Below are 25,878 nucleotides of genomic sequence, written 5' to 3' on the forward strand. Positions count from 1 at the left end.
GGGTTGATGGATCTTCGCGGACCGGCCACCCGGGCATATCACATAGCAAGACGCGCGCGCCAGTGGGCCGTGCTCCCAAGGAGCGTGCGTACGTGGCTCGGGATCGGGCTTATCTCAGGAATCTAAGGCGCATTACCTTGTGCGCGATCTCCGCCGGAAAGCGCGTGAGTGCATCCACGATTTGCCGCCTTAGCGCAGCATTGCATGCTGCGCCGTCCAGATCCAGGGAGTGAATGCGCAGTCGCGCCGCGTACTCGGCCAGCAGTGCGCGATCGGCGCGATAGCCGTCTTCGCGCAGCAGCTTGCATCCCAAGAGCATGGCGCGTGCCAGAACGTCGTTTTTGCAAATGTTCATGTCTCGCACGTGGCTGAGGATCAGTTCAGCCCAAGTGCTGCAGCCGGCGCGCAGTATCTTCCCGGCCGCCTTGACGAACGCCGATTGCTCCGACAGGCGGGCGGCATCGTCCAGGCTTGCACCCGCGCCGCATGCCAAGTCGATGACGATGATCAGTCCGCTCAATTCATCGCGTACGCAAGGCGGTGTACTGTCGCGGCTCGCGGCTTCGGCCACGATCGCCGCAGCCAGCAAGGGGGTATAGTGCGCGCGCGGCTGCGCTTGAATTGCAAGCTTCAGGCCCTCGGCGTACAAGCGATTCAGCACGGTGTTGTGCTGCAGGCGATCCTCCAACGCCATTTGGGCGCTGTATTCCGCATGCCAGAATGCTTCGATCGCGTCGTCAGCCAGGACCAATGCCTCGTGTTCCAGCTTCGCCTTCTAGTGTGTGTGCGCTTCGCGGCGACGCAGGATGCCGGAGATCGTGTGGCACTCCGCATCGATTTTCGGGTTGGCGACGCGAAGCGCTGGCAAAATAAGATTGAGATATTGCCGCGCTCCCTGATCATCCTGGATGTGCAGCTTGTTGCGCGCTGCGGCGGCACATATCATGCCCATCCAGTGTTCCGAATGATCGCCGGGCGCGTCATCCATGGTGCGTTCCAGAATGCCCAGCGCATCATAGTATTTACCTGCCCGGGTACGAAATTCGGCTGCAGAGAGAAGGGCTCCTGCGGATGGTGTGTCAGGTGATTGCATATGTTCTCCATGGGCGACTGTGGCTGCTATGACGTGAGTGGCCGTGGCGCCTCTTTACCCGTGTTGAGTGGCTTGAATCGAGGCGCCGGTTGCACCGGAAACGGCAAACCAGGCAAATGTGGGTGATGCCGCTGATGTCGGCTGCTGGCGCTGTGCGAAGCGCCACGGCAGCAAGTCCGAGACATCGGCGCTATCCGGACGCTGCGGCAGTTCGGTCAGCACCGCATTCAGGTACATCCATGGCTCGACATCGCATGCCCGGTATGTCAGCATCAGGCTGTAGATGACGACGCTGGCCTTGGCGCCGGCGACCGTGTCGCTGAACAACCAATTCTTCCTTCCGGTTGTAAATGGACGGATGTCGCGTTCGAGGACGTTGTTGTCTATCGGCACCGTGCCGTCGTCGGCATAGCGGACCAAGTAGTTCTATTGGTTACGCGCATAGGCGACCGCCTCGCCCAGCAGGCTCTTGGGCAGAACCCGACCGGCCTGCTCGTCGAGCCATGTCTTGAATGCCGCCAGCACCGGCACGCTATGCTGCTGGCGCAGCGAATAGGTGTGGCCGACGCGCGTCTGCACGGCCGGCAGTGGGCCTCTTGCGATGGCTTCGACCTGGTACAGCCGGCCGATGAATTCCAATGCCTGCTTCGCGCGGCCCTCTGCCTTCTGCACCTTGGTTGCCTCGTCGAATTTGCGGCGCGCGTGCGCGACACACCCGAAGTGCGTGACGCCCTTGAGCGTGCGTCACGCCTGGTAGCCGTCGGTCACCAGCCTGCCCTGGTAGCCGCGCAGGAACGGCTGCGGATGCTCTTGCCCGCGTCCCGACTGATAGTCGAACAGGACTACCGGCTCGGCACTCGCCTCGGCGCTGCGGTAGACCCACATGTACGACGTGCTCTGCGCGCTCTTGCCTTCCTCGTGCAATACCTGGACCGTGGTCTCGTCGCCGTGAATGAGCGGCTGCGCCAGCAGCACGCGATGCATGGCGTCGACCAGGCGCTGCAGATGACGCTGGCTGGCACCGATCATCCAGTGCCCGAGCGTGCCGCGGCACAGCTCAATGCCGGAGCGCGCCAGCACCGCTTCCACATGGGCGATTTTCACGACACGCTGATACACTGCCGAGACACGGAGAGCACGGTTGATACTTGTCGCCGCGCGTTTGACATAGGAGCCATGGACGATGGCGAACTCGCTGAGTTATCCGTCTTGTCCTCCACCGCTTTCTCGTATTGAGGTCTTCGACAACCGAAAGCTCAGCTTCGGATTGGTCCCGGAAAACCAAGCAAATCACGTATCGGAATCGCACCTTATGGCCTGGGTTGTACGGGGATTGCAGGCATTGCGCCCTGCATTAACTGTATCGCCGTGAACTTCCACTCCCGGTAAGTGTTTTTTCCTGCGAATTCCTGAAACGGGATGGGGAAATTGCCGATCTTGATCGGCACGGCATTCGACAGGCTGTACACCCCGGCGATACCTGTGCCGTCCGGCGCGGCGATCGTTCCCCATTCTTCCTTGCCGGTCAGGGGATCGGCATACAGCTTGCGCAGATGCCGCCGCGGGTTCGGATAGCGCGGATCCTTCAGCAGGTCCTGCAAGGATTGCGGATAGGTGGTCTTTCCTGTTGGCGTCGCATTGGCATAGCTGGTCAGGGCGTTGCGGAATTCCATGCCGATCGACAAGAGTTCTTCTTCGGCCGCCCGCCGCTGCAGAATCACTCCCACTTGCACCGACGCGGTGGAGACAAGACCCATCACGGCGACCAGGATCAGCACACCCAGATAGGTAAAGCCGTTCGCGCGCATACGATCATGGCCGATGCGACTCATTCTGAAATTGGCACACGGCTTCACGGCGACTCCTACAATGCGGCAAACGGCGTGCCATCCCGCTTGCTCCCCGACGCGCCGCTACGTAGATCAAAAACATTGCCCTTGGCAGCATCGTCCGGCGGAACGATGACCCAAGTGGCTGTGCTCTCCGTGATCGGATCGACGGGCAGGGATTTCAGATATTTCTTGTCGATCAGCTCGCTCAACGACTCGGGGTAGCGGCCGGTATCCCCATAGAATTTGTCGATGGTTTCCCGCGTCAAGCGCAAGTTGTCTATCAGGACGGTTTCCCTGGCGGTATCGATGCTCTGGAAATATCGCGGCAGGGACAGCGTCGCCAGCAGCGCAACGATCGCCAGCACCACCAGCAATTCGATCAGCGTGAATCCATGCGACGGCAGTCTCTGCGCGCATGCCATGCGGTTGGACGAAACGCGAACGATGGGTTGTGCCGGCATGACAGTCACCATTTCCGATACGGGATGCTGTTCAAGCCGATCTTCGACGATGTCGAGTACACGTCATACACGTCCTCGCCTTCCTGTGGATCGGCCGCGTCGCTGGCATAACTTCTTTTGCCCCAGGTGACCGCCTCTGATATCTCGGAGTTTGCATGCATCGGATCGCGTGGAATTCGCCGCAGAAAATAGATCTTGTTGCGTCGCGGATCCCGCTGGTCGGGGATGCCTTCCACCAGGATTTCCAGGTTTTTCGGATAGCCGCTGCTGCCGATCGATTTCGCGATGCGGCCTTCGTCGCTCGCCTGTTTGTAGGCATCGATGCCGCGCCGGACTTCCCACAGGGCGCGGCGCAATTCCTGCTCCTGGCTGCGTTGCACGCCCACCTGCGCGAGCGGAACCGCAATGCTCGCCAGCACACCCAGAATGGCAAGCGTGATCAACAGTTCGATCAAGGTAAAGCCAGGCGTCATGTCACGACGGCGTAGCCATCGGCAAGCGCGCATCATGCGGCTTTGTTGATGCGATGCAGGATTCGGCATGCGATCCGATAATGCGCCTGCCATCATTACGGCTGCACCCGTATGGCCAGCGGCGGCGTCGGTTTGGTCACGATAGGCTGGTTGGCGGGTCCGGTTGGCGACAGGGACAGCAGCTGGATCTGCGCTGCATCGGTCGCTGCAAGCGCGCGGAAATTGACCGTGACGCCATCCGCAGGCAGTGTCGCACCTCCTGCTCCAGTGCGTGTGCTTTGGAGCGTGATGATGCCGGCCGGATCCACCTTGCTGGTGAAGGTCGTTTGCGCGCCCCCTTGTTTCAGGAAGATCCCTTCCGCCACATTCACGACCTGGAGTGTCTTGCTGTCAAAGCCGATCGTCATCGGCATGCTTGCGACGGGTTGATTCGACTGGACCCGAAGCTGCACGGCGAAGGTTTCACCGGGCTTGACGCTGGCAGGGCCTTGCCATTGAGCCTGAGCAGCCAGGGACAGCGGATTGCCGATCCCGCCGCCGATGGCGGCATTGGCGTCCGGCGTCGCGCCGGGCGAGGATTGGGCGCCACCGCCGGTACCCGCTCCCGTTGTCGGCACCGCCAGTGACGGAGTGGGCGGCTTGGGTGTTGTCGGCGGTGTATTCATTTTGACGGCTGTCGTCACCGGAGCTGCACTTGGCGCGACAGGACCGGGCGTGGTGGTGATCGTGTCCGGACGAGTGCGAAAGCTGCTGTCGGTGCCGGATCGGAATTCGGCCATCGCCGCGTCCGGGCGCTGGATGTTGCGGATCAGGTGTGGCGTGATCGACAGCACGATTTCCGTCTTCTGGCTGTCATCGATGGCACTGCCGAACAGGCGCCCCAGAATGGGCAATTCGCCCAGGCCGGGCACCTTGTTGCCGGTGCGGCGATCTTCATCGTTGATCAACCCGGCCAGCACCTGGTTCTCGCCATCCTTCAAGCGCAGCACGGTGCTCGCCGTGCGCGTGCCGATCTGGTAGGCGATGGAGCCGGACTGGGTCTTGATCTGGTTCGTGACGCTGCTGACTTCCAGCGAGATCTTGATCGCGACATCGTTGTCCAGATAGACGGTGGGTTCGACATCGAGCTTCAGGCCGACATCGATATAGTTAACCGATTCGGACACGAAGCCGGTGGCGGTCGCTGTGGTGGTGATATTGGGTACCCGTTCGCCAATCAGGATTTTTGCCTTTTCATGGTTGCGGGCGCGGATGCGCGGATTGGCCAGCAGATTCGCATCGCCATCTTCCTTGCGCGCCCGGATGATCGTCGGTCCGACGCCGGCACCGACCGTCTTGCTGGTGACGTTGCGCAAATCATCCAGCGTGAGCGTGCCGCCCGTCGTGGAGGGCAATGGCGTCAACGCCAAACTGCTTGGCCACTGGATGCCGAGTTCCATCAGTCGAGTCCGCTTGACTTCCAGAATCTCCACTTCGAGCATGACTTCCGGTTCGGGCACATCATGCAAGGCAACCAGTTTCTCTGCCGCCTTGATTGCGTCCGGACTGTCGCGCACGATCACCATGTTCAACTTCTCGTCGACCACGATATCGCGCGATTTCACGATGGTCTTCAAGGTATTGGCCACGACTTTCGCATCCGCGTTGGCCAGGAGAAAGCTCTTGACCACCATTTCCTGGTAGTCCTTCAGCTTCGCAGCCGTATTGGGGTAGATCAGAATGGTGTTCGCATCCAGCACCTGCTGTTCCAGCTGGTTCGTCAGCAAGGTGAAATGCACCACCGATTCGATCGCGCTCCTTTTCAGGAAGACCGACGTCTTTTGATCCAGCTTGACGTCCTTGTCAAAGATGAAGTTCAAACCGGAAGAGCGCGAAATCACTTCAAACACCTGCTTCAGGGGCGCATCCTTGAACTCGATCGTAATCAGTTTGCGGTATGCAGCCGCCAGGCTGGAATCCATCGAGGGAAGCGCCGTTTGCTCGTCAATTTCACGATGCAGCATACGGGCGGGCTCGCCGGCGGGATCCTCCGTGCGCAGGGTTGCCAGTTTCAGCCTGGCCGACGCCAGGTCTTTCTTCTCCAGCGCCGCTTTGCCTTCCTTGAGCAATTGGTCGTGGAGCCGGCTTCGTTCGATGTTCCGCAATCCGGCGTATGCACGATCATTGCTCGCATCGATGGCGAGCACACGCTGATACAGCCTTTCCGCGTCGCTGCGCTTGCCCGATTCCGCCGCCCGGTCGGCCTGTGTCAGGTACACGTACACAGCCCGCTCACGGGCTTGCAGATATGCTTTCTTGTACTCGAGATTGTGCGGGTCGTGCACCATCGCTTCCTGGAGTTTCGCCAGCCCTTCGACCACCTTGTCCTGGCTGAGGAATTCTTTGCCGTCCCGGAAGGCGAGTGCGCCGGCACAGCCAGCGAGCAGTACACCGGCCAGAAGGACGATGCATGCGGTGCGCAGCGCCTGCCCAAGCAGACGATGGGCGGCATAGTAGCGAAGCAGCAATTTCTTGAGGCGACTTGGCATCAGTCGGATACTCCAATGGTCAGCGTTTGCACCTGCGTCAACGGCAAGTAAGTGAGTGAGAGGGTCGGCGGCTTGATGGCGTCGATCCGGTAGATGCCGTCGATCACCGCCTTCTCCTGCACGATGTGCGTGCGGTCGCCTTGCGCCAGATAGACTTCCCACACACCACTCTCGATTTTTTTTCCCAGGTAGGCGAAAGGCAATGGTGGCGCGCTCGGTGGCGGTGGTGGCGGCTTCGGTGGTGGCGGGGGCGGCGGCGTCCAGCTTTGGGTGGTAAATATTCCATCCGTGGAAATTGCAGCGTGTGCCCCACCGATCAGCGTTTCGCGCGGCTGTAAAGCCAGGATGTCAGGGAGGGGCTCGCTGCGGGTGCTTTGCTTTGCGATGCCGCTCTGTGCAGGAAAGGTTGTTCCTGCAGCCGGTGGTCCCTTGTTTGCTCGAGTAACAGGTTCGGCAATGCCGGTGTCGGGTGACTTGTCGCCAAACAGCGCGAGCCATGCCGTCATCGCCAAAGCAGCGAACATCACGAAATGCCTGCGCTTCACAACTCTGCATCCCGCGTCATTAACGCCTCTTTATCCTTCGAAAGAGGCGCATCCGTCAGATAGAGCGTCAACCGCACGCGGGCTTCCAGCGCAGGATTGCCAATCGCCTCGCGTTTGAATGTGAGTTCGTCCAGCGACGCAAATGGAATGGCGAGCAGCAGTTGTTCGCAAAACTGCCGGAGCGCGCTATATGATCCTTTCACCGGGAAAACGACTTGATAGGTTTGGAAGTGTCCGTCTTTGCTTTCACCCAGCCGGTATTCTGCCGTACGCAGCATCAAACCCGTCTTGCCCGCAATGGCAAACAGGGTTTTGATTTGCTGTTCGACATATTTCGCCTCGCCGAGGCTGTCGTAGAAGGCCGCCAAACGTGCTTCGCCGACCGGACGCGGCGCGACCACGAGAGTTTGCCTTGTCGCCTGCAACAATTGCTGCGTGCGAACCAAGGCAAGATGCTGCGCGTCGATACGTACGCGCAGCTGCGGCAGGCCCAACAGCCACGCCGATACGCCAATAAGACAAAGCAAGCAGGCGATTCCCTGGATCCAACCGACTCGTGCCAGCGCCAGACGCATCTGCAGGATGCGAGAGCCGAGGCGGAATGACTTCATTCGCCACCTCCTGTCCATCGCGCCTCGAACTGGAAACGCAGCGGCTTGTTCGTATCCTGTTCGTTGACGTCGTGCCTGGTCAGCACAACGGCATCAAAATACGACTGTTGCTTCAACTGCTCGATATAGGCAATCATCGCCTCGCTGCTCCTGGCTTCAGCAAGGCCTTTCAGCACCTGTTTCCTGGCATCCGGCTCGAGCGCCAGCAGGGCGACGGTCGCCGGCGTCGCGGCCTCGATCGCATCCAGCACATCGCGCCATGGCAGGTTCAGTTGGGCGGTCGCCTGATTGACCGCGTCTGCTTGCGACGCCGACACCGTCCATTTTTTAGGAAGAGGCTGGCGCGCCCGGTTATCGGCCAGTTGTACCTGAAGCTGCTTCACGCGGCCTTCTTCGGCGCGGTAGCGCTGGTCCAAGGTCCATGCCGTCATTCCGACCGCAATGCACGACACGATGCCAATGCATAGAAGCGCCCAGGCAACCGGCTTGGTGCGGACGATGGCACGCCGGAAGCCGCGCGGAGCGAAGTCGATGGAACTGGATTTCATCGCCGCAGCCCCGTCATGGCCAGGATAGCCCCTGCCGACATGGGACTGTCCAATGCAGGTGTGGGCATGTCAAGCTGCACGTAGGTGAAGGGTCCGGCAGCCTCGGTGATCCACTGTTCGGGAACATCGCCGCACAATTGCACCTGATCGGGCGCAGAAAGATTCAATATGAGCGCCTCCCGCGACACGTGTCGGGCTAACCAATGCCGCTCATGACATATGTCATTCGCCAGCAAAGTCGATCTGACGGTGCATATTCTCTGCCGATCGCGCACGCCGAGCGTCAGGATGTTGCCATGGACGGTGCCGAACCATGCGGCAGGACGCCAGTGCTTGCGCCACTGGTTGCAGGCGGCGATGAAGTGCGGGACGATGCCGACGATGGTCAGCCGATGTTCGATCGCAATTCGTTGCAACCCATCCAGCAATGTCCGCGGTATCGCACAAGCCAGGAACGGTCGACAGGCATCCCAGTCGGCGTCGAGTTGCCAGTCGCCTGGTGATTCACCATAGAGCGTCTGGAAACGCAGTGACGCCGCTGCCTTGCAATCCTGCAGGCGCACGGCATTGCGGGGTGGCGTCACCATGAAGTAACGCACCCAGTCATCGGCCAGAATGATGGTGGTGAGCAGCTTGCTGCATTGGGCTTCCTGCAACAGATGGCGCAGCGTTGTCATGTGATGATCGGCTGCCGCGCGCGCATCGTTCGTGACATCCGCTTCCGCGAGAACGCGAAAGCGTGGTTGCCGCCAGCCGCCGCTGTGCAGCAGCGTGATGCGCGTTCCGGACAGGCCGATGCGCAGCGATGCTCCGAACGGACTACGCATGCAGGGTCACCCGCTTGATTTCATCGAGCGTGGTTTCGCCGCGCCTGACCAGTTCCAGCGCCGCTTCACGCAGGCTGCGCGTGCCGTTCAGGCGCGCTGCTTCCTTGATCTGGCGGATGGGACGTTTCTCCACGATGAGTTCGCGGATTTCATCGTTCAGCGTCAGGATTTCAGCAATCGCCTTTCTGCCCTTGTAACTGGTGCCGCGGCAATCACCGCAGCCCTTGCCCTGCCTGAACCGGTAGCCGATCACATCGGCGCGCATCAGGTTGACACGCGCCAGCTCGCCATCGCTGGGTACGCACGTGGTCGCACAATGCGGGCAATTCAGGCGCACCAACCGCTGCGCCCAGATGCCGTTCAATGCGGAAACAAACGCATACGGATCGATGCCCATATGCGCGAAGCGGCCGAAGACATCGAACACGTTGTTCGCATGCACCGTGGTCAGCACCAGGTGGCCGGTCAGCGCGGACTGCACGGCGATTTCCGCCGTTTCCCTGTCGCGGATTTCGCCCACCATGATCTTGTCGGGATCGTGGCGCAGGATCGAGCGCAAGCCCCTGGCGAAGGTCAGCCCCTTCTTTTCGTTGACGGGAATTTGCAGGATGCCGGGCAACTGGTATTCGACCGGATCCTCGATCGTGATGATCTTGTCGCGGCCATTGTGGATCTCGGTCAGCGCCGCATACAGCGTGGTCGTCTTGCCGGAACCGGTCGGACCGGTCACCAGCAGCATGCCGTACGCTTCTTCCGCCAGCATGCGCAGAGTGGAGAGCGAGGGCGCATCGAAGCCGAGCGCTTCCAGCGTCAGGGAGCCATACGTCTCAATCATGGCGCGCTTGTCCAGAATCCGGATGACGGCGTCTTCGCCGTGAATGCTCGGCATGATCGAGACGCGCAAATCGATTTCCCGCTCGCTGGCCTCCACGCGAAAGCTGCCATCCTGCGGCACGCGCCGCTCGGCAATATCGAGCTCTGCCAATACTTTCAGGCGTGAAATCACTTGTTCGGCGATCTCGATCCCGTTGGTCGAGGTGACGTGGTCCAGTACGCCATCGACACGGTATTTGACCGCCAGGCCGTTCGCCGTGCTTTCCAGGTGGATGTCGGAAGCGCCGGCCTTCAATGCATCGTAGAGCGTGGAGTTGACGAGCTTCACCGCCGGACTGGCCGCTTCCGACACCGATGCAAACGACAGGATGGTCGCCGTTCTGCTGTCCTTCCTGTCTTCCGGTGAAGCAGAGACCAGGTGATCGACGGCGCGTGCAGACTCTTCCTGTGTGGACAGATAAGCCTGGATGTCGGCGTGCAACGCCAGGCGAATCTCGATCATTGCCTTTGCTTGCGCGTTGAGCCAGGTATGCAGGTCGGCATCGAAGGGATCGGCAACGCCCCCCAGTAACAGATTGTCGACGGTGCGCAGCAGCACGCAGCTTCGCTGCATCGCCTTGGGGAGCGGCAACAAATCGAATGCCGGCGTCAATGCCAGCATGTCAGCGGTCTCCATCGTATGCAAGCCGAATGGCGCCGCGACGGCATGTATCAGTGCGCGAGCATCGAGTCCGGTCATGGCTTCCAACTCGGCGATGATGGAGCGCCCCGATTGCGCTGCGGCCGTGCGTGCCTGTTGCAGCTGTGCGGGATCGAGCGTGACCGGATGCGAGTGAATGGCTGCACTCACGACAGGCTCCCGGCAAGGTCGAAGATCGGCATGTAGAGCAGCACCACAATCGCGCCCACGACCAGACCGATTGCCGCCATGAGCAAGGGTTCGAAAGTGCGCGTAAAGCGATCGATCCAGCGACTGATTTCGCCATCATAGAAAGTCGCAGACTGCGTCAGCATCTGGCCAAGCTCGCCCGAGCGCTCGCCGACGCGCAGCATCCGCAATGAGATCGGCGTGGTCAATCGGTTCTGCACAAAGGCCACCGATAGCGGTGTGCCGGATTGAATGGTCTCGGTTGCCACCTGCAATCCGGATTTGACCTGCGCGGACACGATCCCCTGTACGGTGTTCAGCGCGGCAACGATGGGAATCCCGCCCTCGAGCAGCATGCCCAGCGTCAGGTACAAACGGGACAGTTCGTAAATGCGTACCCGTTCGCCGATGCCGGGCAGCTTGACCAGCGCCTGTGCCAAGCCACCCTGAGTAACGAAGATGCGCAGCCAGACGAGAAGCAATAACGAAGCGATCGACAATCCCGGAAAAAGCAGGTGTGCATGGCTTCCCGCAAACCGTCCCCATTCCAGTAGCAGCTCCGATAACAATGGCAAGGAACGCCCCGCGCCGCGATACACGTCCGCAAACCGCGGCACGACATAGCCGATCAAAAAGAATGTCACACCGCCGCCGACAAGCAGCAGGATCATCGGATAGATCATGGCACTGATGATCTTGCTGCGCACACTGTCGATGCGCTGCTGGTAGTCAATGAAGCGTGCCAGCGATTGCGGCAAATCGCTGGTGCCTTCGGCGGCCTGCACAATGCCGATGTACAGCGGCGGGAAAAGGTCGGGCTGCTCCGCCAATACCCGCGAAAAGCGTTTCCCCTCACGCAAGCCGAGCAATAGCCGGCTGAGAACCTGATGTGTCGCGTCGTTGGTCTCCTTTTCCAGCAAGGCTTCCAGCGATTCGACGATGCTGAGTCCTGCCGTCAGCAACGCCAGCAATTCCTGGCTGAACAGCACCAGCGACATGGATCGGGATGACGCCTTGGATGTGATCCTGCCGAACAGTGCATGTCGCGCCGGTGCGATGGACGCGGCATACAGTCCGCGCGCTTCGGTTTGACGTCGCGCATCCACCTCATCGAACGCATCAACGGTCAGCTCCGTCACGATGTGATCGGCGGACAGGGCACGGACAACGTACTGCATACCGGGAGTACTTTCGAGCGTGGCAGGAGATCAGTTGCTGATATTGGCATCGTCGCCGGTGCCGTCTGCCTGGCCATCCTTGCCATAGGACAGAACTTCAAAGTCACCCTTGCTGCCGGGAGCACGATAAAGATAGGCGTGGCCCCATGGGTCGAGCGGTACCTCTTTTTTCAGATATGGACCATTCCACTTCGTTGCCGAGGCGGGTTTGATGAGGAGGGCGGACAACCCCTCCTCGGTGGTGGGATAGCGTCCGACATCGAGACGGAATGTATCGAGGGACTTTTCGAATGCCTCGATTTGGGATCTGGCGACCGTGACTTCGGATTTGCCTAGCTGAGAAAAATATTTCGGGCCGACATATGAGGCAAGCAATCCAATTATCACTATGACAATCAGAAGTTCTAGTAGCGTGAATCCAGAAGGGCCGCAAGTGCGAAAGGAGAATAAAGGATCGGACTGCGGCCGGCGGTAATGTGGCAACGTTACTCTGGATTGTTCTAACATGAATTTTCTTGACATGCCGCGCTCCTTCTTCGAGCGCGCAAGCGTAACACGAGCAACCTGCTGAAACAACAAACTCGCAGGACTCGAGATCTCATAGAAAGCGTTATCCCGTAAATATGGGATGTGTGATGGCTTAGTATTCTGTACCATCTCCCTCGCTCAAAATTATGTCATCTATTGTCAAGCGAAGTTGTGTAGACGCATAACTGTGAATTTCACTGTCGATATCCGGGAACGTGCTGAAAACGGGCAAGGCATTATGTTTTATAGGGTGACATAAAAGCCAAGAGAAAAATGAGAGTTTTTATGCAGAGATGCTTTGGACATTGCATTTGGACGTGAAATGAATCTCTGTTGTTTTTGTAAAAATCAAATTCGATCAATATATGAATAAAGCGGAAGAATTGTCGTTGACGAGACGAATGTTGTACTCAATGAATATGAGAAAATTGATGATCAACATCATTCGGCATCTTGTTCCGCGATATTGGATCCGCCATCAGCAAGCGAAATTCATTCTGAGGTCTCTAGTTGCAATCATCCTGATTGCGTTCGCAATCCCTTCTCATGCGCTAACCGGCACTATTCCTTCCGGGGGATCCAAGTATCCACTATATCCAGGACTGGATATTTCGAATGTTTGCTACCTACTTGGAGTAGGTCAATTCGCAACTTCAGATATAGGTGGAGTCAAGTGGGATTGGGGACTTATGTCTGCACAGGGCGATCCTTTGTCAGTTCCTGGCCCAGACTGGAATAACGCAGGAGCAATCTGTATTAACTATCCGGCGGACTATGAAACTTCTGCTCTTTACCCACGGCCGGTATTTCGGCCCACACCGCCACTCTGCCCCCCTGGCCCGATCTTTTCATATGATCCTGCTACTCCTGACGTATGCAAGTGGACTTGCCCCGGTGACCAAGTGCTCGTTGGTTATCAATGTGGCGGTAGCAAGGATGAAGGCCCTCCCTGTTGCGAAGGTAGTTCGCCTTTCCCTATTCATGGCGGCACCGGAAATAAATATTGGTCTGACACGGATTACGAATCTGCGGCTAATCACGGCCTGATTTTCCGTCGTTACTACAATAGTCGAGCTGCCGGTACCGCGCGTGTGCTTGGCGCTGGCTGGAGTCACAACTATGACCGCATCGTTACCGCAGGAATGAAGATCAATGGCGTTTCGTCTGTGACGGTATCGCGTCCTGGCGGATCCACTTATATTTTTACCGCGAACGGCACCTCCTATGTGGCGCAAGACGGGGATGTCACCGACAGATTGATTCCTCAAACAGATGGGACCGGCAAGGTAATCACATGGGAATATTCAGTTGCCGCCGACGGCTCGGTCGAAACATACGATGCTGCGGGCAAGTTGCTATCGATACGCAACCGAGTCGACTTGACACAAACCCTGACTTATAGCGATACCACAACTGCGCCTGCCATTGCTCCCGCACCGGGGTTGCTGCTAAAAGTGACCGACGCCTACGGGAGAATGATCGACTTCACATACGATAGTAGCGGCCGCATCAATAAGATGACAGACCCGTCAGGTGGCGAATATCGGTATGCATATGATGCGGATAACAATCTCGTGTCGGTAACGCTCCCCGATACAAAGGTTAAGGGTTATTCGTACAATGAAGCCGCCTACACCGGAGGAAATACGCTTCCGCATACATTGACTGGCGTGACAGACGAGAATGGTTCCCGGCTTGCAAGCTATACCTATGATGCTCAAGGAAGGGCATACATCGGGCAACATGCTGGTGGCGTTGACCAATATCAGTTGAACTTCAGTCCTGACGGAAGCAGCACAACCACAATCGATCCGCTGGGAACGGCTCGTACTTATAGCTACACGTCAATCCTCGGAGTCACGAGAGCAACTGGGCAGTCGCAACCCGCCGGCGCTGGCAGCGCTGCAGCAACGCGCTCAACTACCTATGACAGCAATGGCAACGTGAAAAGTCGGACTGATTGGAATGGAAATCTGACGACGTATGACTACGACCTCGTGCGCAACCTGCAGACAAGACGTACGGAAGCATCCGGCACACCGCAAGCGAGGATGATCACAACGGCGTGGCATCCCACACGCGATGTGCCGGAAAAAATTGCCGAACCAAAGCGAGTCATCATGTTTTCGTATGATTCCTTAGGAAATATGTTAGGCAAGACGCTTCAAGCCACCAGCGATGCGACAGGTGTGCAAGGATTTTCCGCGTCCGTGGTAGGAACACCTCGCACGTGGACCTATACCTACAACACTGCAGGCCAAGTGCTGACGGCAACCGGCGCGCGCACCGACATCGACGACACGACGACATACACTTACGACAGCCATGGCAATCTGGCGACGGTCACGAACGCACTTCAGCATGTCACGACCCTGTCGAACTACGATGCCAACGGCCGCGTCGGCCGTATCGTCGACCAAAACGGCTTGATCACCGATCTGGCATACAGTCCGCGTGGCTGGCTGACATCGAAGACAGTGGGCGGTGAAACCACCACCTACGATCATGACGGCGTCGGACAATTGACCAAGGTGACCCTGCCTGACGATGGCTACATCAGCTATACCTATGATCCCGCACACAGGCTGACGCATGTTGCAGACAATCTCGGCAACAGTATCACTTACACGCTGGATGCGATGGGCAACCGGCTGAAGGAAGAGGTAAAGGACGCGGGCGGGACGCTGGCGCGGCAAACAACCCGCATATATGACGCGCTCAACCGCCTCCAGCAAATCACTGGAGGACAGCAATGAACCGTCATCCATTGATGTACCTGACAGCGGCTGCAGTATTGACCGGAGTGACCGGGACGGCTGCAGGACAGGCCCCGCAGAACACCACCTACAGTTATCAATACGACGCCGTTGGCAATCTGACGCGGATCACCGACCCGCTCGGACATGTCACGGACCAAGGCTGGGACGCGCTGAACCGCCTGAAGCAGAAGCAGCAGCCGGCGCCGACAACGGGCGCGCCACGCCCCACCGTCAACTACAGCTACGATGGTCTGGACCAGCTGATTTCCGTGACCGATCCGCGCAATCTGGTGACGAGCTACACGATCGACGGCCTCGGCAACCAGACAGGCGTGGTCAGCCCCGATACCGGCAACGCGAGCAGGACCTACGACGAAGCCGGCAATCTCAAGACCAGCACCGATGCCAGGGCGCAGACCACCAGCTATCAGTACGATGCCCTGAACCGCGTCACCCGCATCGCCTATGCCGACGGCAATGCCGTCGATTACACGTACGACCAGGGAGCCAATGGAATAGGCCGCCTGACGCAGATCGCCGAGGCAGCCGGCACCACCCGATACGCCTACGATCAGAAGGGGAGAGTCACTCTCGAGACCCGCACCATAGGCGGCATGGCGTACGCAACCGCCTACAGTTACGACAGCGCAGGCCGTCTCTCCGGCATCACGTACCCGAGCGGGCGCATGCTCGCCTACATCCGCGATGGTGCCGGCCGCATTGCCCAGATCGACACGACCAGGGAGGGCGTCACGGCGACGCTTGCGAGGCAGGTCACGTATCAGCCATTCGGCGGGGTGCGGTCGTTTGTCAACGGCGCCAACGTCACCGTGACACGCAGCCACGATCTCGACGGCCGCATTACCGGCTATTCTCTCGGCGCGCGCACTGCCACGGTGACCTATGATCCCGCCTCCCGCATCGGCAGCATCGGGGATGCCGCCAATCCGGACAGCGTCAGGCACTACGCTTACGACGACCTTGACCGGCTTGCCAGCTATCAAAGCCAGAATGGCAGCATCAGCTACGGCTACGACCCGGTGGGCAATCGGACCAGCAGGGTCATTGGGGCAAGCGTCACCAACTACAGCTATGCGCCGACCAGCAACCGCCTGACCCGGGTCAGCGCCGGCCAGACCAATGACGTCGTCACCGATGCCAATGGCAGCATCACAAACAACGGCGCAAACCAGTTCGCCCATGATGCCCGCGGCCGGATGGTGTCTGCGGTCACGGCACAGGGGACAGTGCACTACAAAATCAATGCGCTGGGGCAGCGCGTGCAAAAGATCACGCCAACGGAAGCGATCGTGTACCACTACGACACGGGTGGCAAGCTGATCGGGGAAAGTACCGCCGACGGCATCTTCAGGAAAGACTATGTCTATCTGAACGACATCCCGGTGGCGGTACTGAAGTAGCGGCAGCAGCAAGGAAGAGCCAGGCAGCAAGGGCAGTCGATAGTCGGCGGCCCGCGCATGCTGTGGCCGCCTCCCGATAACTCAAAGATGAAATGCATCATGCAAAAAATCCTTTCCCGCTTCCTGTTCGCCTGCGCAAGCGGTCTCGCTTTTCTTTCGATGCCGGCGTCGGCGGTGGTGTTCGGGAGCGACGCGGTTACGGTTACGCGCTACTACATCTATGCGGAAATCAATGGCGATGTGATTTTCTGGTATTCGCCTGCCACTGCGATTCCAGGTTGTGATGGCGGATGGATATCGGGAACGCAAGCCGGCACAAAAAGCATGGTGGCAACGCTGATCGCAGCGAAGGCCTCATCGGCTCCCATGACCATATTCCTGAATACGGAAAGCTTGTGGAGCGGATCCGGCTCGCGATTCTGCAAGGTCGATGCGATGGGGCTGAGCTGACCGGTCACACGGGATCGGTAAAACAAAAACGACGGTCGGAATACTCAAGATTCAGGGGGATGGTTTGCTCAAGCATGTGACTCTATTTCTGGCGGCATTGTTCACCTCGTGGGGACTGCATGCGCAGACAGTATCGACAATCGACGCCCGCACGCTGGCGGCGATTGTCGGATACCTGCTCGACGCCGATCCCAGGGTGGCACTGACGGCATCTGTGAGCAATTTCTCATATTCGCCCTTGTCCACCGTTACATTGACCGCGAGTGACAGCGAGTTTGAAAGGCCAATTGCCAAAGTCGAGTTCTTCAATGGCACAACCCTGATAGGAACCGCCACAGCGGCTCCGTATACTTATAGTTGGAACAACGTGCCAGCTGGCAGCTATACGATCACGGCAAAGGCAACCGACAGCCAAGGTGTGAGTGTCAAATCCAACACCGTCCCACTCGTCGTGAAGGCACCGCCCGAAATTGAAATTATTGTGCCGGAAAACAATAGAACCTACTTTTTTGTTGCACCAGAGAAGGCATTGAAACTCGATCTGAGCGCTGTCGTGAAGGACTGCGATCGCAGCATTGTAAAGGTTGAATTCTTCAACGGAGCCACTCTATTGGGTGGGGATACGCGTATACCGTTCCTGAATTGTAGGGCCGATGAATGGGGCATCGCCTTTGTGTCTGAGTTCTTTACGTGGACCAATATTGCGCCCGGCAACTATACCATCACCGTCAAGGCAACCGATACCAGTGGCACAGTAACCACTTCCGCACCAGTCAACATGACTGTGATGGAGAGCCACGCGCCAGCAGTGAATATCACGGTGCCGGCCAACAATGCATCGTACACAGCGCCAGTGGAGGTGACGTTAACTGCCAACGCCACCGATAGCGATGGCAGCATTGTTAAGGTCGAATTTTTCCATGGCACGGCGTTGATCGGCACTTCCATGGTGGCACCGTACACCTTCAATTGGACTCACGTTGCGGGCGGCAACTATGCGATCACGGCGAAGGCGACGGATGACAAGGGTCTGATGACCACGTCTGCAGCGGTCACCTTCACGGTGGCGCACAATCAGGCACCCACGGTGGCGCTGACTGCGCCGGCAAACAACGCCAACTACATGGCGCCGGCTACGGTAACGCTGACAGCCACTGCGAGCGATACCGATGGCAGCATTGCGAAGGTCGAATTCTTCAACGGCAGCACGCTGCTCGGCACCGCGACGGCGGCGCCATACACGTTCGACTGGACCAGCGTGGCCGCCGGCAGCTACACGATCACGGCGAAGGCGACGGATGACAAGGGCTTGACCACCACGTCCGCTGCGGTCGCCATCACGGTGGCGCAGAACCAGGCACCGACGGTGGCGCTGACGGCGCCGGACAATGGCGCAAGCTACATCAGCCCGGCCAGCATCGCCCTGACGGCCAATGCCACGGATGTCGATGGCACCATTGCCAAGGTGGAACTCTATGATGGCAGCACCTTGCTGGCCACGCTGACCCAAGCCCCTTACACCTTCATGTGGAATGACGCGACGGCTGGCAGCCATGCGCTATTGGCCAGGGCGACCGACAATTTCGGCACGACGGTCGCGTCGCCGGCGGTCACCATCACGGTAATCTCGAATCAGGCTCCCGCCGTCAGCGTCACGGCCACCCCGGACATTGCGGCCGCACCGGCGACGATCGAGCTCGCTGCCACCGCGACCGATACGGACGGCACGATTGCCAGAGTCGAATTCTTCAACGGCAGCACGCTGCTGGCAACCGTCACCAATGCACCCTACGTCCACAGCTGGACCGGCGTTGCCCAGGGCGGCTACACCATCACCGCCAAGGCCGTCGACAATGCCGGCGCGGTGACGGCATCGGCGCCGGTTGCGGTGACGGTGACCGGAAATGGCGAGCAGGCGGCTTACTACATCTACGCCGACCACCTGAATACGCCGCGGTTGATCACCGATGCGGGCAGCAATACGGTATGGAAATGGGACAACGACGAACCGTTCGGAAACGGTCTGCCTGACGCCAACCCGGGTGGAGCCGGCACGAATTTCGAGTTCAACCTGCGGTTCCCGGGGCAGTATTTCGACCGCGAAACCAATCTCCATTACAACTACCATAGGGATTATGATCCAGGCACGGGACGGTACGTTCAATCCGATCCGATTGGACTGCAAGGTGGCATCAATACCTATGCATATGTCGGGGGAAATCCAATAAATAGAATTGATCCGATGGGGTTGGAGACTGTTATCGTCATAAACAACAATACTCCACTGATTGGCATGCATGCAGGTGTTTACACAGGGTCGGGGTCCGATCGCACACTTTATGATCCAGGTGGGAGTTACCGTAACTATCTCAAAGGCTCCGGTGATGCCCTGTACGGGAGAGATGCAAATCTCCGCGACTATATTAAGTACCAGACGGCAGATGGGAGCGATGTCCAAGTCTATCGGTTCCCGACTACCCCTGAAGAGGAAAGGCAAATAAGCAGCAGAATTGAAGAGCAAGGAGGTGGTACTCCTGGAAACTGTGCCATTAGGACTAGTCAAGCAATCCAAGGAATCGGGCCTTTCAAAAACCTTGGGGTTTCCTTGACTCCTGCGGGCTTAGGACGAGATCTGGCAAAAATATCGGGTTCAAAATAGATGACTGACCAAAGACGAGAAGGCGCTGCTTTGAGGGCAAAGATTTGCGTGTTATTCGCAAGCATTGCAATCACTTTTGCTCTCAATGTGGCAATTGATGGCGACTATATCGATCGCCGGATTCATGTTTATCGTTCCGCGTATCTAGGTGTTTTTTATTTCGCTTTATTTTTGATGCTTGCCGTTTATCTGTATCTCAAAAAGATAAGGGCAGCAATGTCTTGGACATGCCTGTTGTATGGAATGGGGTTTGGCTGCATGGCAGGTGTGATAGCGTATTTTTTGAGTATTACCCTGGATGTCTTCGGCGTGAAAAATAATAAGCTTCTACCTGATCAAATGCTTCTTGAACTTGTCTTTCAGAGCTTCACATTTCCTCTTTTGGTATTGAGAAGTTGGTTGTACGGTTTGATCGCTGGGCTAATGTTGTTCCAAGGTTGGAAGATTGTTCAACGCATATTGATTCATGGCCCGGATAGAACGTAGCGCGCGTAGGGTGCAATAGCGAAGCGTATTGCGCCGCATGTACCGCAAGCATGTGAAGGAGCGTTGCTCATTGCGAGCATCCTTCGCCTGTTCCCGGATGAAGGCGCCCGCGAGCAGGTAACTGGTACATCGTCACATAAGTTAATTCCCATAATTTCATAGAAATGGAGAGAGTGAAGTAATGTGCACACAATACAAAAAAAAGACCGCCCTTGGCAGGACCTTCTGGCGCGCATGCATTGCCATGGCCGTGTTCCTGTCGGCCGCGCTGGGACTTGCCGGCCAGGCGCAGGCGGCTTGCACGGGAAGTCAATCCGCCGGCACTGTGGCATGCAGCAACGTGGCAATCACGCTGCTGTATGTCGAGATGGATGGCGACGTCTACGTTGCAACCGATGGAGATGTCGCCTCGACGGGATGCACGGCAAATGGCGGACTGATCAGACTGCCCGGAACGGCGGCGAAGTTCAACGCGGCTTATGCCACGCTGCTGGCGGCCCAGGCGTCGGGACGCAGGATTTCCATTCGAATGAGCTCTGCGGTTCAGTATTGCACGGCCACGTACCTTACCCTGGCGAGTCAGTAGGGAATCAGGTCCGGAATGGGTATCGTGGTTCAACCATCATCGGCTGCTGGAACCCATTGGCTATACCCCGCCGGTCGAAGTCGAGGCAAACTATTACCGGCAATTGAGCGGTCAGGTCGAATTGAGCTGCCTCACACCAACCGACCTCCACCAAACCCGGGGCGGTTCAGTAATGGCCCAGCAGAATCTGCACAGGTCAGGCTGCCAAAGCGAATGCCTCGGCAGGGGTTTTCCTGCCCAGCGCCTGATGCGGATGCCGGGTGTTGTAAAAGGCGATCCCAATAATCCGGGTGGCGTGCTGCAGGGTTTCGAAGCGATGCCGGTGTACGCATTGTTCCTTCATTCAATGTCCGGATTACCCTACTGTTTGAATTTTCAGTTGGTTGACCCGACAGACTCTATTACAAGAACACCTTCTTTCGTTCACAGCCTGAATCAATCCGACAGACTTTGGTGCGAATTTGCCAAAGTTGGGCCTCTAGATATGGCGCGGGTTGCGGGTTCGCTCGCCCGACAGACTTTATTGTTTTCGATCAGGGGGGCATGCATTTATGCCATCCGTCGTTTTGGAAGAAATACGACGTTGACCGAATGATTCCGTCAGATTCGCTCAGCTTGTCAATTTTTCCTCTTTGGCAACTTTCGATTTGTACGGGATATGCACGGTTAACACGGTATTGCCGCTGGCGTGCACGATCTTGAATACACCGCCCAGGCGATTCGCACGTCTTTGCATGCTGCGCATGCCTGCGCCTGTCTGCCACTCGACCGGTTCCGGGGTGAGTCCGATGCCGTTATCCGTAATGACCAGATCGAGAGACTGTGCGCTGTAGACCAGCTCGGTGTTTACACGATCAGCCCGGCTGTGTTTCAGAACGTTGGTCAATCCTTCCTGCAAAATCCGCATCACATCGAGGCTGTCGGAGGCGGCGAGGTAGCAACGGTCGATGCCGGAGAGTTGCCAGTGACACGCGATTTGCTGGTTTTCAAACAAGCGGGTGAGACGGTGACGTAACGGAGCGATCATGTCAGCCAGCGACGTTTCTGCGAACTGGTGGCTGGACGCGGCATCGACAACGATGCGAAGGTCGTCGCGAAGTTCTTTCAGGATCGTCAGGAAGCGTTCGGATGGAATGCCTTCCGGTGCGTGCTCAAGGGTGGCAATGCTGCTGACCAGGGTACCACCCAGCCCATCGTGAAGATCGTGCGCAAGATTAAGCCGTTCGCCCAGTCGTACATTCACTACCTCAAGTTCATGCTGACGTTTTAGTGTAGCTGCCAGCTCTTCCGTGGCGGCACTGACCTTGAGATTCAGTTCTTCATTGAATCGTTCGATGCGCCGCAGATTGGCGACAAAGCGCCACCCCAGCACCATCGCCATACTGATCAGTTGTATGGGCGAGGTCAATGCGGCGTAGTAAATGTTGCTGTCGAGGACCTTGAAGAAAACCAGAAAATCATGGATGCCGACCAGGATAAAAACCGCAACGCATAGCGACAGGATCAATTGATCGGGTCGCCGGCTGCGCCATGCGAAGGTGAAAAACAGGATGCAACTTGCAAAATAGGTCAGCCCGGGCAGGGCTGCCATGATGTCGCGCATGACTTGTATGTGCGCATGCGGCGTGAACACCAGCGCCAGCGCGCCGCTGGCGACCAGAGTCCAAAATGCCCCTTCGATACGGGGGTAGCGTCGTTCGCAAAAACGAAGGACAAACATCGTAAAGCTGGCGCTGTAGAGCAGGAAAGCAATCGAATTGGCGATTTCCCAACCGTGGTTGTCGGCGAATGGCCAGGGGCTGGTGGCGACCTGATTCAGTTCATAACACCACGCGGCCAGTGACATCAGGCCGAACCATCCAAATGCCGTTTCCCGTCGCCGCATCAGCCAAAGCGGAAGGAAAAAGCAGCCCAGAGTCGCGGTCACCGCCAGGCTGAAAAATTGCAGGTCGTGACGCAGTCTGCGTTCATGCTTGTAACGTTCATGGATGACGTTCGGCTCGCCCACATGCAGCATCCCCAACCCGGGTTGATAGGCGGCCAGTCCCGAGACACGGATCAGCAGGGTGTTGGTGCCGGCGCGTAGCACGGGTGGAGACAGCAGCCAGTACCGGGGAGTATTCCAGGCGCGTGTCAACGGTTCAAGCAGACGGGGGTCGCTGTCCAGAAGAACATCATTCAGGTAAACAGCGCCTGCCATGTTCAGGTATTCCAGCATCAAGGCGACGGAACCCTCCGCACCCGGCTGGTTCCACGTTACGCGGTACCAGACAACGCCGTCAAAGCCAGGCCACCGTCCGCTCCATTCGTCGGGTAGCGAAACAGTTGTCCATCCCTGGGCGGGAGGCTTGTCCGCAAGCCAGGATGAGCGAACCGCCTCAATGCTTTGGAACGCGGGCGCAGTCGGTGATGCCGGTGCGGCGGCTTTGGCCGAGAAAGCGAGACACCAGATTACTGCAACAAGCCAGAAGCACGCGCTTCGAAGAGTGCCTCGGTACGTGATTTGACGGCCAGTTTTTTGTAGATGTTCTTGATGTGGCATTCGACAGTCAATCTTGATAAAGACAATATTTCGGAAATTTCCAGATTGGTCAGCCCCTTGCTGACCAGCCCCAGGATTTCCGTTTCCCTCGGACTCAGCGGTGATGAAGGCGGGCCCGGTGGCGGGCCGTTGTTCTGGCCCGCAGGCCCGGGAGCTTCCGCGTCCATCAACTGCAGAATGCGCTTGGCGACAAACGGATCGATCGGCGCTCCCCCGCGCAACGCGCTGCGAATGGAGAACCCGATTTCCATGTCGTCGCGGTCCTTGAGCATGTAGCCCGTCGCGCCCGCCTGCAACGCGCTCACGATGATTTGCTCGGTGCTCCAGGTTGAGATGACCAGGATCGGCAAAGCGGGATCGGCAGCGTGCAAACTCCGGATCAGATCGATGCCATTGCCGTCGGGCAGACCGACATCGATCAATGCCATCGCGAACGGTTGGTCGGCCAACAATGCATGCGCTTCGGCGATGCTGCCGCTGAATGACAGGGCCTCGTCGGTATAACCCAGCGCGGTCAGAATGGAGCGCAGTCTGAGCTGCATTGCCGGCTCGTCTTCAACCACCAGCAGCGGGCTGGGCAGGATCGATTCGAGGGGGGAGGCTGGGCGTGGGGAAGGTGATTTCAACGGTTGATAGCGCAATGAAGACAGGGCAGTCACGGATAGGTTCATCAACCATCCGTTTTTCGCCAGCTTGCCACAAATCCGCAGTATCCCGCATGCCAGGCACTACCAGGTTTCAGGTATTGCCCTCAAGAGTTGCCATACGCACACTTCGTACTCGTGTTTTCTGACAGGTCCCAAGGTGGAGCGACAAATCGCGCGCCATGTCGGAATTGGCAAGCATGCTCCTATTACAAACCTTCCCTATCCCCATGGCCGTAAAAAAGCATCGACGTAATGGTTCCCTGGCCTTTTTCGCCGTGACGCTTACCCTCTATGGCGCCAGTGCCGCCAGCAGGGCCCAAACCGTGCCCCCCTTGCCTCCCGACGCCGGCCAGGTGCTGCGCGATCTGCAGCAAGCGCCACCTGTCGCACCGCCGCAGAGCGCACCCCTGCAACGCATTGAAGAATCCGCAGAGGCCAGTCAGAACCTGGCCAAAGTCTTCATCCAATCCATCGCCATCACCGGCAACCAGGAAGTGTCCACGGCTGAACTGCAGCCGCTGATCGCCGGGCTGGTCGGCTCCGAACGGACGTTCAGCCAGCTCAGTGCCGCCGCCAGGCGCATCACGGCCTACTACAGGAGCAAAGGCTTCGCAGTTGCGCGGGCCTACCTGCCGGCACAGGACATCACCGACGGCAAAGTGACCATTGCCGTCATTGAAGGCCGCATCGCCAGTCACAGGGTAAACAATCAGTCCTTGCTGTCCGACGAACGCGCCCACGCCTATCTGGACCGGATCAAGGACGGCGACGTCATCAAGAGCGAGCAGATCGACCGCGGCCTGTTGCTGCTGCAGGACACTCCCGGCGTCAGCATCTCCCGGGCCACCCTGCAGCCCGGCGCCAGTCCGGGGACTTCCGAACTCCTGATCGACATTCAGCCCGCCGCGCCTTACAACGGCAACATCGTGCTCGACAACTACGGCAGTCGCTACACCGGCGAATACCGGCTCGCCGGCACCTTCAATCTGGCCAGCCCGCTCAGGATCGGCGACCAGCTTGGCTTCAGCGCCCTGACCAGCGGAGACGAGCTGCAGTTCGGGCGCATCGCCTACCAGCTACCGGTCGGCAGCAATGGCCTGCGCCTGGGCGCCGCTTACTTTGACATCCGCTACAAGCTCGGCAAGGAATTTGCAGACTTGCACGCCCATGGTACCGCCAGCAGCGGCACCATCTATGCGGCTTACCCCTTCATCCGCAGCCAGCTCAAAAACCTGAACGGCACCATCTCTTTCGAAGACAAGCGGCTCAATGACTATGTAGACGCCACGTCCACCGCCACCGCGAAGAAAGTCCAGACCACGAGCCTGGGCCTGTCGGGAAATCTGCAGGACGCGCTGGCAGGCGGCGGCATCAACAGCTTTGACCTGTCTCTGGCATTGGGCAATCTCAAAATTCAGTCTCCGACGGCGTTGGCCATTGACGCTGCATCGGCCCAGACCGATGGCCGCTACAGCAAGCTCATCTGGAGCGCCAGCCGCCTGCAGCGCTTTACCAATGCCACCTTCCTGTCCATGTCCATCATCGGGCAGCAGGCCAGCAAGAACCTTGATTCTTCCGAGAAGTTCAGTTTGGGCGGGCCGACGGCGGTACGCGCCTATCCCATTGCCGAGGCGCCGGGAGATGAAGGTTACCTGGCCACGCTGGAGCTGCGCCACAACCTGATGCCCAGAGTGCAGGGCGTGCTGTTCTATGACTTTGGCTCGGTCACGATCAACAAAACCCCGTTTGGCGCGGCCGCAGCAAACAGCAGAACGCTTTCGGGCGCGGGATTGGGCCTGAACGCCAGCCTGGACAGGGTACAACTCAAGGCCAGCCTGGCCTGGCGCACCAGCGCCGACTTGCCGACGTCGATCCCGGTGTCTGCCGCTCGGTCGCCTGTGTTCTGGCTGCAGGCCGCTGTGGCGCTTTAGAGGGCCTGACAAAATGATTCTGAGGGCGTTGCGTCCCTTGCAGGGCGCACCTTGGCTGGCAAGCCAAGGCT

23 protein-coding genes and 2 pseudogenes are annotated in these 25,878 nt (G+C 58.3%); 9 read left to right on the plus strand and 16 right to left on the minus strand.

Annotation, left to right across the window (positions count from 1 at the left end):
• Positions 1-109 precede the first annotated feature (109 nt).
• The 14 genes and pseudogenes from D3870_RS03895 to gspG form a co-directional block, all read right to left on the minus strand.
• Entirely contained in the window at positions 110-751 is a 642-nt protein-coding gene (locus D3870_RS03895) for a hypothetical protein (RefSeq protein ID WP_119736828.1), read from the minus strand.
• 24 nt (positions 752-775) lie between these two features.
• Entirely contained in the window at positions 776-1,093 is a 318-nt protein-coding gene (locus tag D3870_RS03900; RefSeq protein WP_147375694.1) for a hypothetical protein, read from the minus strand.
• 54 nt (positions 1,094-1,147) lie between these two features.
• Positions 1,148-2,272: pseudogene (gene tnpC, locus D3870_RS22675) on the minus strand (IS66 family transposase); the annotation flags it as partial.
• Positions 2,273-2,403: 131 nt separating this feature from the next.
• Positions 2,404-2,949, minus strand: coding sequence for a type II secretion system protein (locus tag D3870_RS03920; RefSeq protein WP_242489854.1), 546 nt, complete (start codon positions 2,947-2,949; stop codon positions 2,404-2,406).
• 8 nt (positions 2,950-2,957) lie between these two features.
• Positions 2,958-3,347 carry a type II secretion system protein gene (locus D3870_RS03925; RefSeq protein WP_119741643.1) on the minus strand — a complete coding sequence of 130 codons (390 nt, stop codon included), beginning with the start codon at positions 3,345-3,347 and terminating at the stop codon, positions 2,958-2,960.
• A gap of 44 nt (positions 3,348-3,391) precedes the next feature.
• On the minus strand, positions 3,392-3,859 hold the full coding sequence (locus D3870_RS03930) for a type II secretion system protein (protein WP_199710501.1): 468 nt from the start codon (positions 3,857-3,859) through the stop codon (positions 3,392-3,394).
• Between the two features lie 95 nt (positions 3,860-3,954).
• Entirely contained in the window at positions 3,955-6,387 is a 2,433-nt protein-coding gene (locus tag D3870_RS03935; RefSeq protein ID WP_119736838.1) for a secretin N-terminal domain-containing protein, read from the minus strand.
• Positions 6,387-6,911 (minus strand): hypothetical protein, encoded by a 525-nt coding sequence (locus tag D3870_RS03940; RefSeq protein ID WP_242489855.1) that lies wholly within the window; start codon positions 6,909-6,911, stop codon positions 6,387-6,389. The genes D3870_RS03935 and D3870_RS03940 overlap by 1 nt, the downstream gene beginning before the upstream one ends.
• Positions 6,912-6,928: 17 nt before the next feature.
• The gene (locus D3870_RS03945; protein ID WP_119736842.1) at positions 6,929-7,543 is read right to left on the minus strand and encodes a hypothetical protein; all 615 of its coding nucleotides are present in this window, start codon (positions 7,541-7,543) and stop codon (positions 6,929-6,931) included.
• Positions 7,540-8,091: a PilN domain-containing protein gene (locus tag D3870_RS03950; protein WP_119736844.1), complete on the minus strand. Its 552-nt coding sequence runs from the start codon at positions 8,089-8,091 to the stop codon at positions 7,540-7,542. The genes D3870_RS03945 and D3870_RS03950 overlap by 4 nt, the downstream gene beginning before the upstream one ends.
• A complete protein-coding gene (locus D3870_RS03955) occupies positions 8,088-8,918 on the minus strand; it encodes a hypothetical protein (RefSeq protein ID WP_119736846.1) in 831 nt (276 codons plus the stop codon). Before D3870_RS03955 ends, D3870_RS03950 begins: the two co-directional genes overlap by 4 nt.
• Positions 8,911-10,602: a GspE/PulE family protein gene (locus tag D3870_RS03960; protein ID WP_242489856.1), complete on the minus strand. Its 1,692-nt coding sequence runs from the start codon at positions 10,600-10,602 to the stop codon at positions 8,911-8,913. Before D3870_RS03960 ends, D3870_RS03955 begins: the two co-directional genes overlap by 8 nt.
• Entirely contained in the window at positions 10,599-11,798 is a 1,200-nt protein-coding gene (locus D3870_RS03965) for a type II secretion system F family protein (protein WP_119736848.1), read from the minus strand. The genes D3870_RS03960 and D3870_RS03965 overlap by 4 nt, the downstream gene beginning before the upstream one ends.
• Before the next feature lie 30 nt (positions 11,799-11,828).
• Positions 11,829-12,320, minus strand: a complete 492-nt coding sequence (gene gspG, locus D3870_RS03970) for a type II secretion system major pseudopilin GspG (RefSeq protein ID WP_242489857.1) — start codon at positions 12,318-12,320, stop codon at positions 11,829-11,831.
• A 371-nt stretch (positions 12,321-12,691) separates the two neighbouring features.
• On the opposite strand from gspG, the gene D3870_RS03975 reads away from it, so the two are divergent.
• The 8 genes and pseudogenes from D3870_RS03975 (at position 12,692) to D3870_RS23200 (ending at position 21,282) form a co-directional block, all read left to right on the plus strand.
• Positions 12,692-15,082 carry a DUF6531 domain-containing protein gene (locus D3870_RS03975; RefSeq protein ID WP_119736850.1) on the plus strand — a complete coding sequence of 797 codons (2,391 nt, stop codon included), beginning with the start codon at positions 12,692-12,694 and terminating at the stop codon, positions 15,080-15,082.
• Positions 15,079-16,506 (plus strand): RHS repeat domain-containing protein, encoded by a 1,428-nt coding sequence (locus tag D3870_RS03980; protein ID WP_119736852.1) that lies wholly within the window; start codon positions 15,079-15,081, stop codon positions 16,504-16,506. Before D3870_RS03975 ends, D3870_RS03980 begins: the two co-directional genes overlap by 4 nt.
• Positions 16,507-16,605: 99 nt before the next feature.
• Positions 16,606-16,956 (plus strand): hypothetical protein, encoded by a 351-nt coding sequence (locus tag D3870_RS03985; protein WP_147375695.1) that lies wholly within the window; start codon positions 16,606-16,608, stop codon positions 16,954-16,956.
• A 64-nt stretch (positions 16,957-17,020) separates the two neighbouring features.
• Positions 17,021-19,615, plus strand: a complete 2,595-nt coding sequence (locus D3870_RS03990; protein WP_119736856.1) for an Ig-like domain-containing protein — start codon at positions 17,021-17,023, stop codon at positions 19,613-19,615.
• Positions 19,616-20,101 (plus strand): hypothetical protein, encoded by a 486-nt coding sequence (locus D3870_RS03995; RefSeq protein ID WP_119736858.1) that lies wholly within the window; start codon positions 19,616-19,618, stop codon positions 20,099-20,101.
• 181 nt (positions 20,102-20,282) lie between these two features.
• Positions 20,283-20,687 carry a hypothetical protein gene (locus D3870_RS04000; RefSeq protein ID WP_119736860.1) on the plus strand — a complete coding sequence of 135 codons (405 nt, stop codon included), beginning with the start codon at positions 20,283-20,285 and terminating at the stop codon, positions 20,685-20,687.
• Positions 20,662-20,802 (plus strand): annotated as a pseudogene (locus tag D3870_RS22680) (IS3 family transposase); the annotation flags it as partial. The gene D3870_RS04000 and the pseudogene D3870_RS22680, both read left to right, overlap by 26 nt.
• A 57-nt stretch (positions 20,803-20,859) precedes the next feature.
• Positions 20,860-21,282 carry a hypothetical protein gene (locus D3870_RS23200; protein ID WP_422879636.1) on the plus strand — a complete coding sequence of 141 codons (423 nt, stop codon included), beginning with the start codon at positions 20,860-20,862 and terminating at the stop codon, positions 21,280-21,282.
• A gap of 15 nt (positions 21,283-21,297) precedes the next feature.
• Here the strand turns inward: D3870_RS23200 and D3870_RS04010 are convergent, their stop codons facing one another.
• Entirely contained in the window at positions 21,298-22,905 is a 1,608-nt protein-coding gene (locus D3870_RS04010) for a sensor histidine kinase (protein WP_242489859.1), read from the minus strand.
• 233 nt (positions 22,906-23,138) lie between these two features.
• Entirely contained in the window at positions 23,139-23,771 is a 633-nt protein-coding gene (locus D3870_RS04015; protein ID WP_242490035.1) for a LuxR C-terminal-related transcriptional regulator, read from the minus strand.
• Between the two features lie 302 nt (positions 23,772-24,073).
• Between D3870_RS04015 and D3870_RS04020 the strand changes: the two genes are divergently transcribed.
• The gene (locus D3870_RS04020; protein ID WP_158590371.1) at positions 24,074-25,807 is read left to right on the plus strand and encodes a ShlB/FhaC/HecB family hemolysin secretion/activation protein; all 1,734 of its coding nucleotides are present in this window, start codon (positions 24,074-24,076) and stop codon (positions 25,805-25,807) included.
• Positions 25,808-25,878 lie beyond the last annotated feature (71 nt).

Origin of the sequence: Noviherbaspirillum cavernae, assembly GCF_003590875.1 — a bacterium.
Taxonomy (GTDB): Bacteria; Pseudomonadota; Gammaproteobacteria; order Burkholderiales; family Burkholderiaceae_D; genus Noviherbaspirillum; species Noviherbaspirillum cavernae.

What these genes read in the sequence shown, in the direction of transcription:
- D3870_RS04000 (WP_119736860.1), top strand. Translation starts at nt 20,283, where the DNA reads ATGTGCACACAATACAAAAAAAAGACCGCCCTTGGCAGGACCTTCTGG.
- D3870_RS03925 (WP_119741643.1), bottom strand. Translation starts at nt 3,347, where the DNA reads ATGGCATGCGCGCAGAGACTGCCGTCGCATGGATTCACGCTGATCGAA.
- D3870_RS03975 (WP_119736850.1), top strand. Translation starts at nt 12,692, where the DNA reads ATGAATAAAGCGGAAGAATTGTCGTTGACGAGACGAATGTTGTACTCA.
- D3870_RS03995 (WP_119736858.1), top strand. Translation starts at nt 19,616, where the DNA reads ATGACTGACCAAAGACGAGAAGGCGCTGCTTTGAGGGCAAAGATTTGC.
- D3870_RS23200 (WP_422879636.1), top strand. Translation starts at nt 20,860, where the DNA reads ATGGCCCAGCAGAATCTGCACAGGTCAGGCTGCCAAAGCGAATGCCTC.
- D3870_RS04010 (WP_242489859.1), bottom strand. Translation starts at nt 22,905, where the DNA reads ATGCTGGAATACCTGAACATGGCAGGCGCTGTTTACCTGAATGATGTT.
- D3870_RS03935 (WP_119736838.1), bottom strand. Translation starts at nt 6,387, where the DNA reads ATGCCAAGTCGCCTCAAGAAATTGCTGCTTCGCTACTATGCCGCCCAT.
- D3870_RS03965 (WP_119736848.1), bottom strand. Translation starts at nt 11,798, where the DNA reads ATGCAGTACGTTGTCCGTGCCCTGTCCGCCGATCACATCGTGACGGAG.
- D3870_RS03930 (WP_199710501.1), bottom strand. Translation starts at nt 3,859, where the DNA reads ATGACGCCTGGCTTTACCTTGATCGAACTGTTGATCACGCTTGCCATT.
- D3870_RS03950 (WP_119736844.1), bottom strand. Translation starts at nt 8,091, where the DNA reads ATGAAATCCAGTTCCATCGACTTCGCTCCGCGCGGCTTCCGGCGTGCC.
- D3870_RS03900 (WP_147375694.1), bottom strand. Translation starts at nt 1,093, where the DNA reads ATGCAATCACCTGACACACCATCCGCAGGAGCCCTTCTCTCTGCAGCC.
- gspG (WP_242489857.1), bottom strand. Translation starts at nt 12,320, where the DNA reads ATGTCAAGAAAATTCATGTTAGAACAATCCAGAGTAACGTTGCCACAT.
- D3870_RS03955 (WP_119736846.1), bottom strand. Translation starts at nt 8,918, where the DNA reads ATGCGTAGTCCGTTCGGAGCATCGCTGCGCATCGGCCTGTCCGGAACG.
- D3870_RS03945 (WP_119736842.1), bottom strand. Translation starts at nt 7,543, where the DNA reads ATGAAGTCATTCCGCCTCGGCTCTCGCATCCTGCAGATGCGTCTGGCG.
- D3870_RS03940 (WP_242489855.1), bottom strand. Translation starts at nt 6,911, where the DNA reads ATGTTCGCTGCTTTGGCGATGACGGCATGGCTCGCGCTGTTTGGCGAC.
- D3870_RS04020 (WP_158590371.1), top strand. Translation starts at nt 24,074, where the DNA reads ATGCTCCTATTACAAACCTTCCCTATCCCCATGGCCGTAAAAAAGCAT.
- D3870_RS04015 (WP_242490035.1), bottom strand. Translation starts at nt 23,771, where the DNA reads ATGCAGCTCAGACTGCGCTCCATTCTGACCGCGCTGGGTTATACCGAC.
- D3870_RS03980 (WP_119736852.1), top strand. Translation starts at nt 15,079, where the DNA reads ATGAACCGTCATCCATTGATGTACCTGACAGCGGCTGCAGTATTGACC.
- D3870_RS03985 (WP_147375695.1), top strand. Translation starts at nt 16,606, where the DNA reads ATGCAAAAAATCCTTTCCCGCTTCCTGTTCGCCTGCGCAAGCGGTCTC.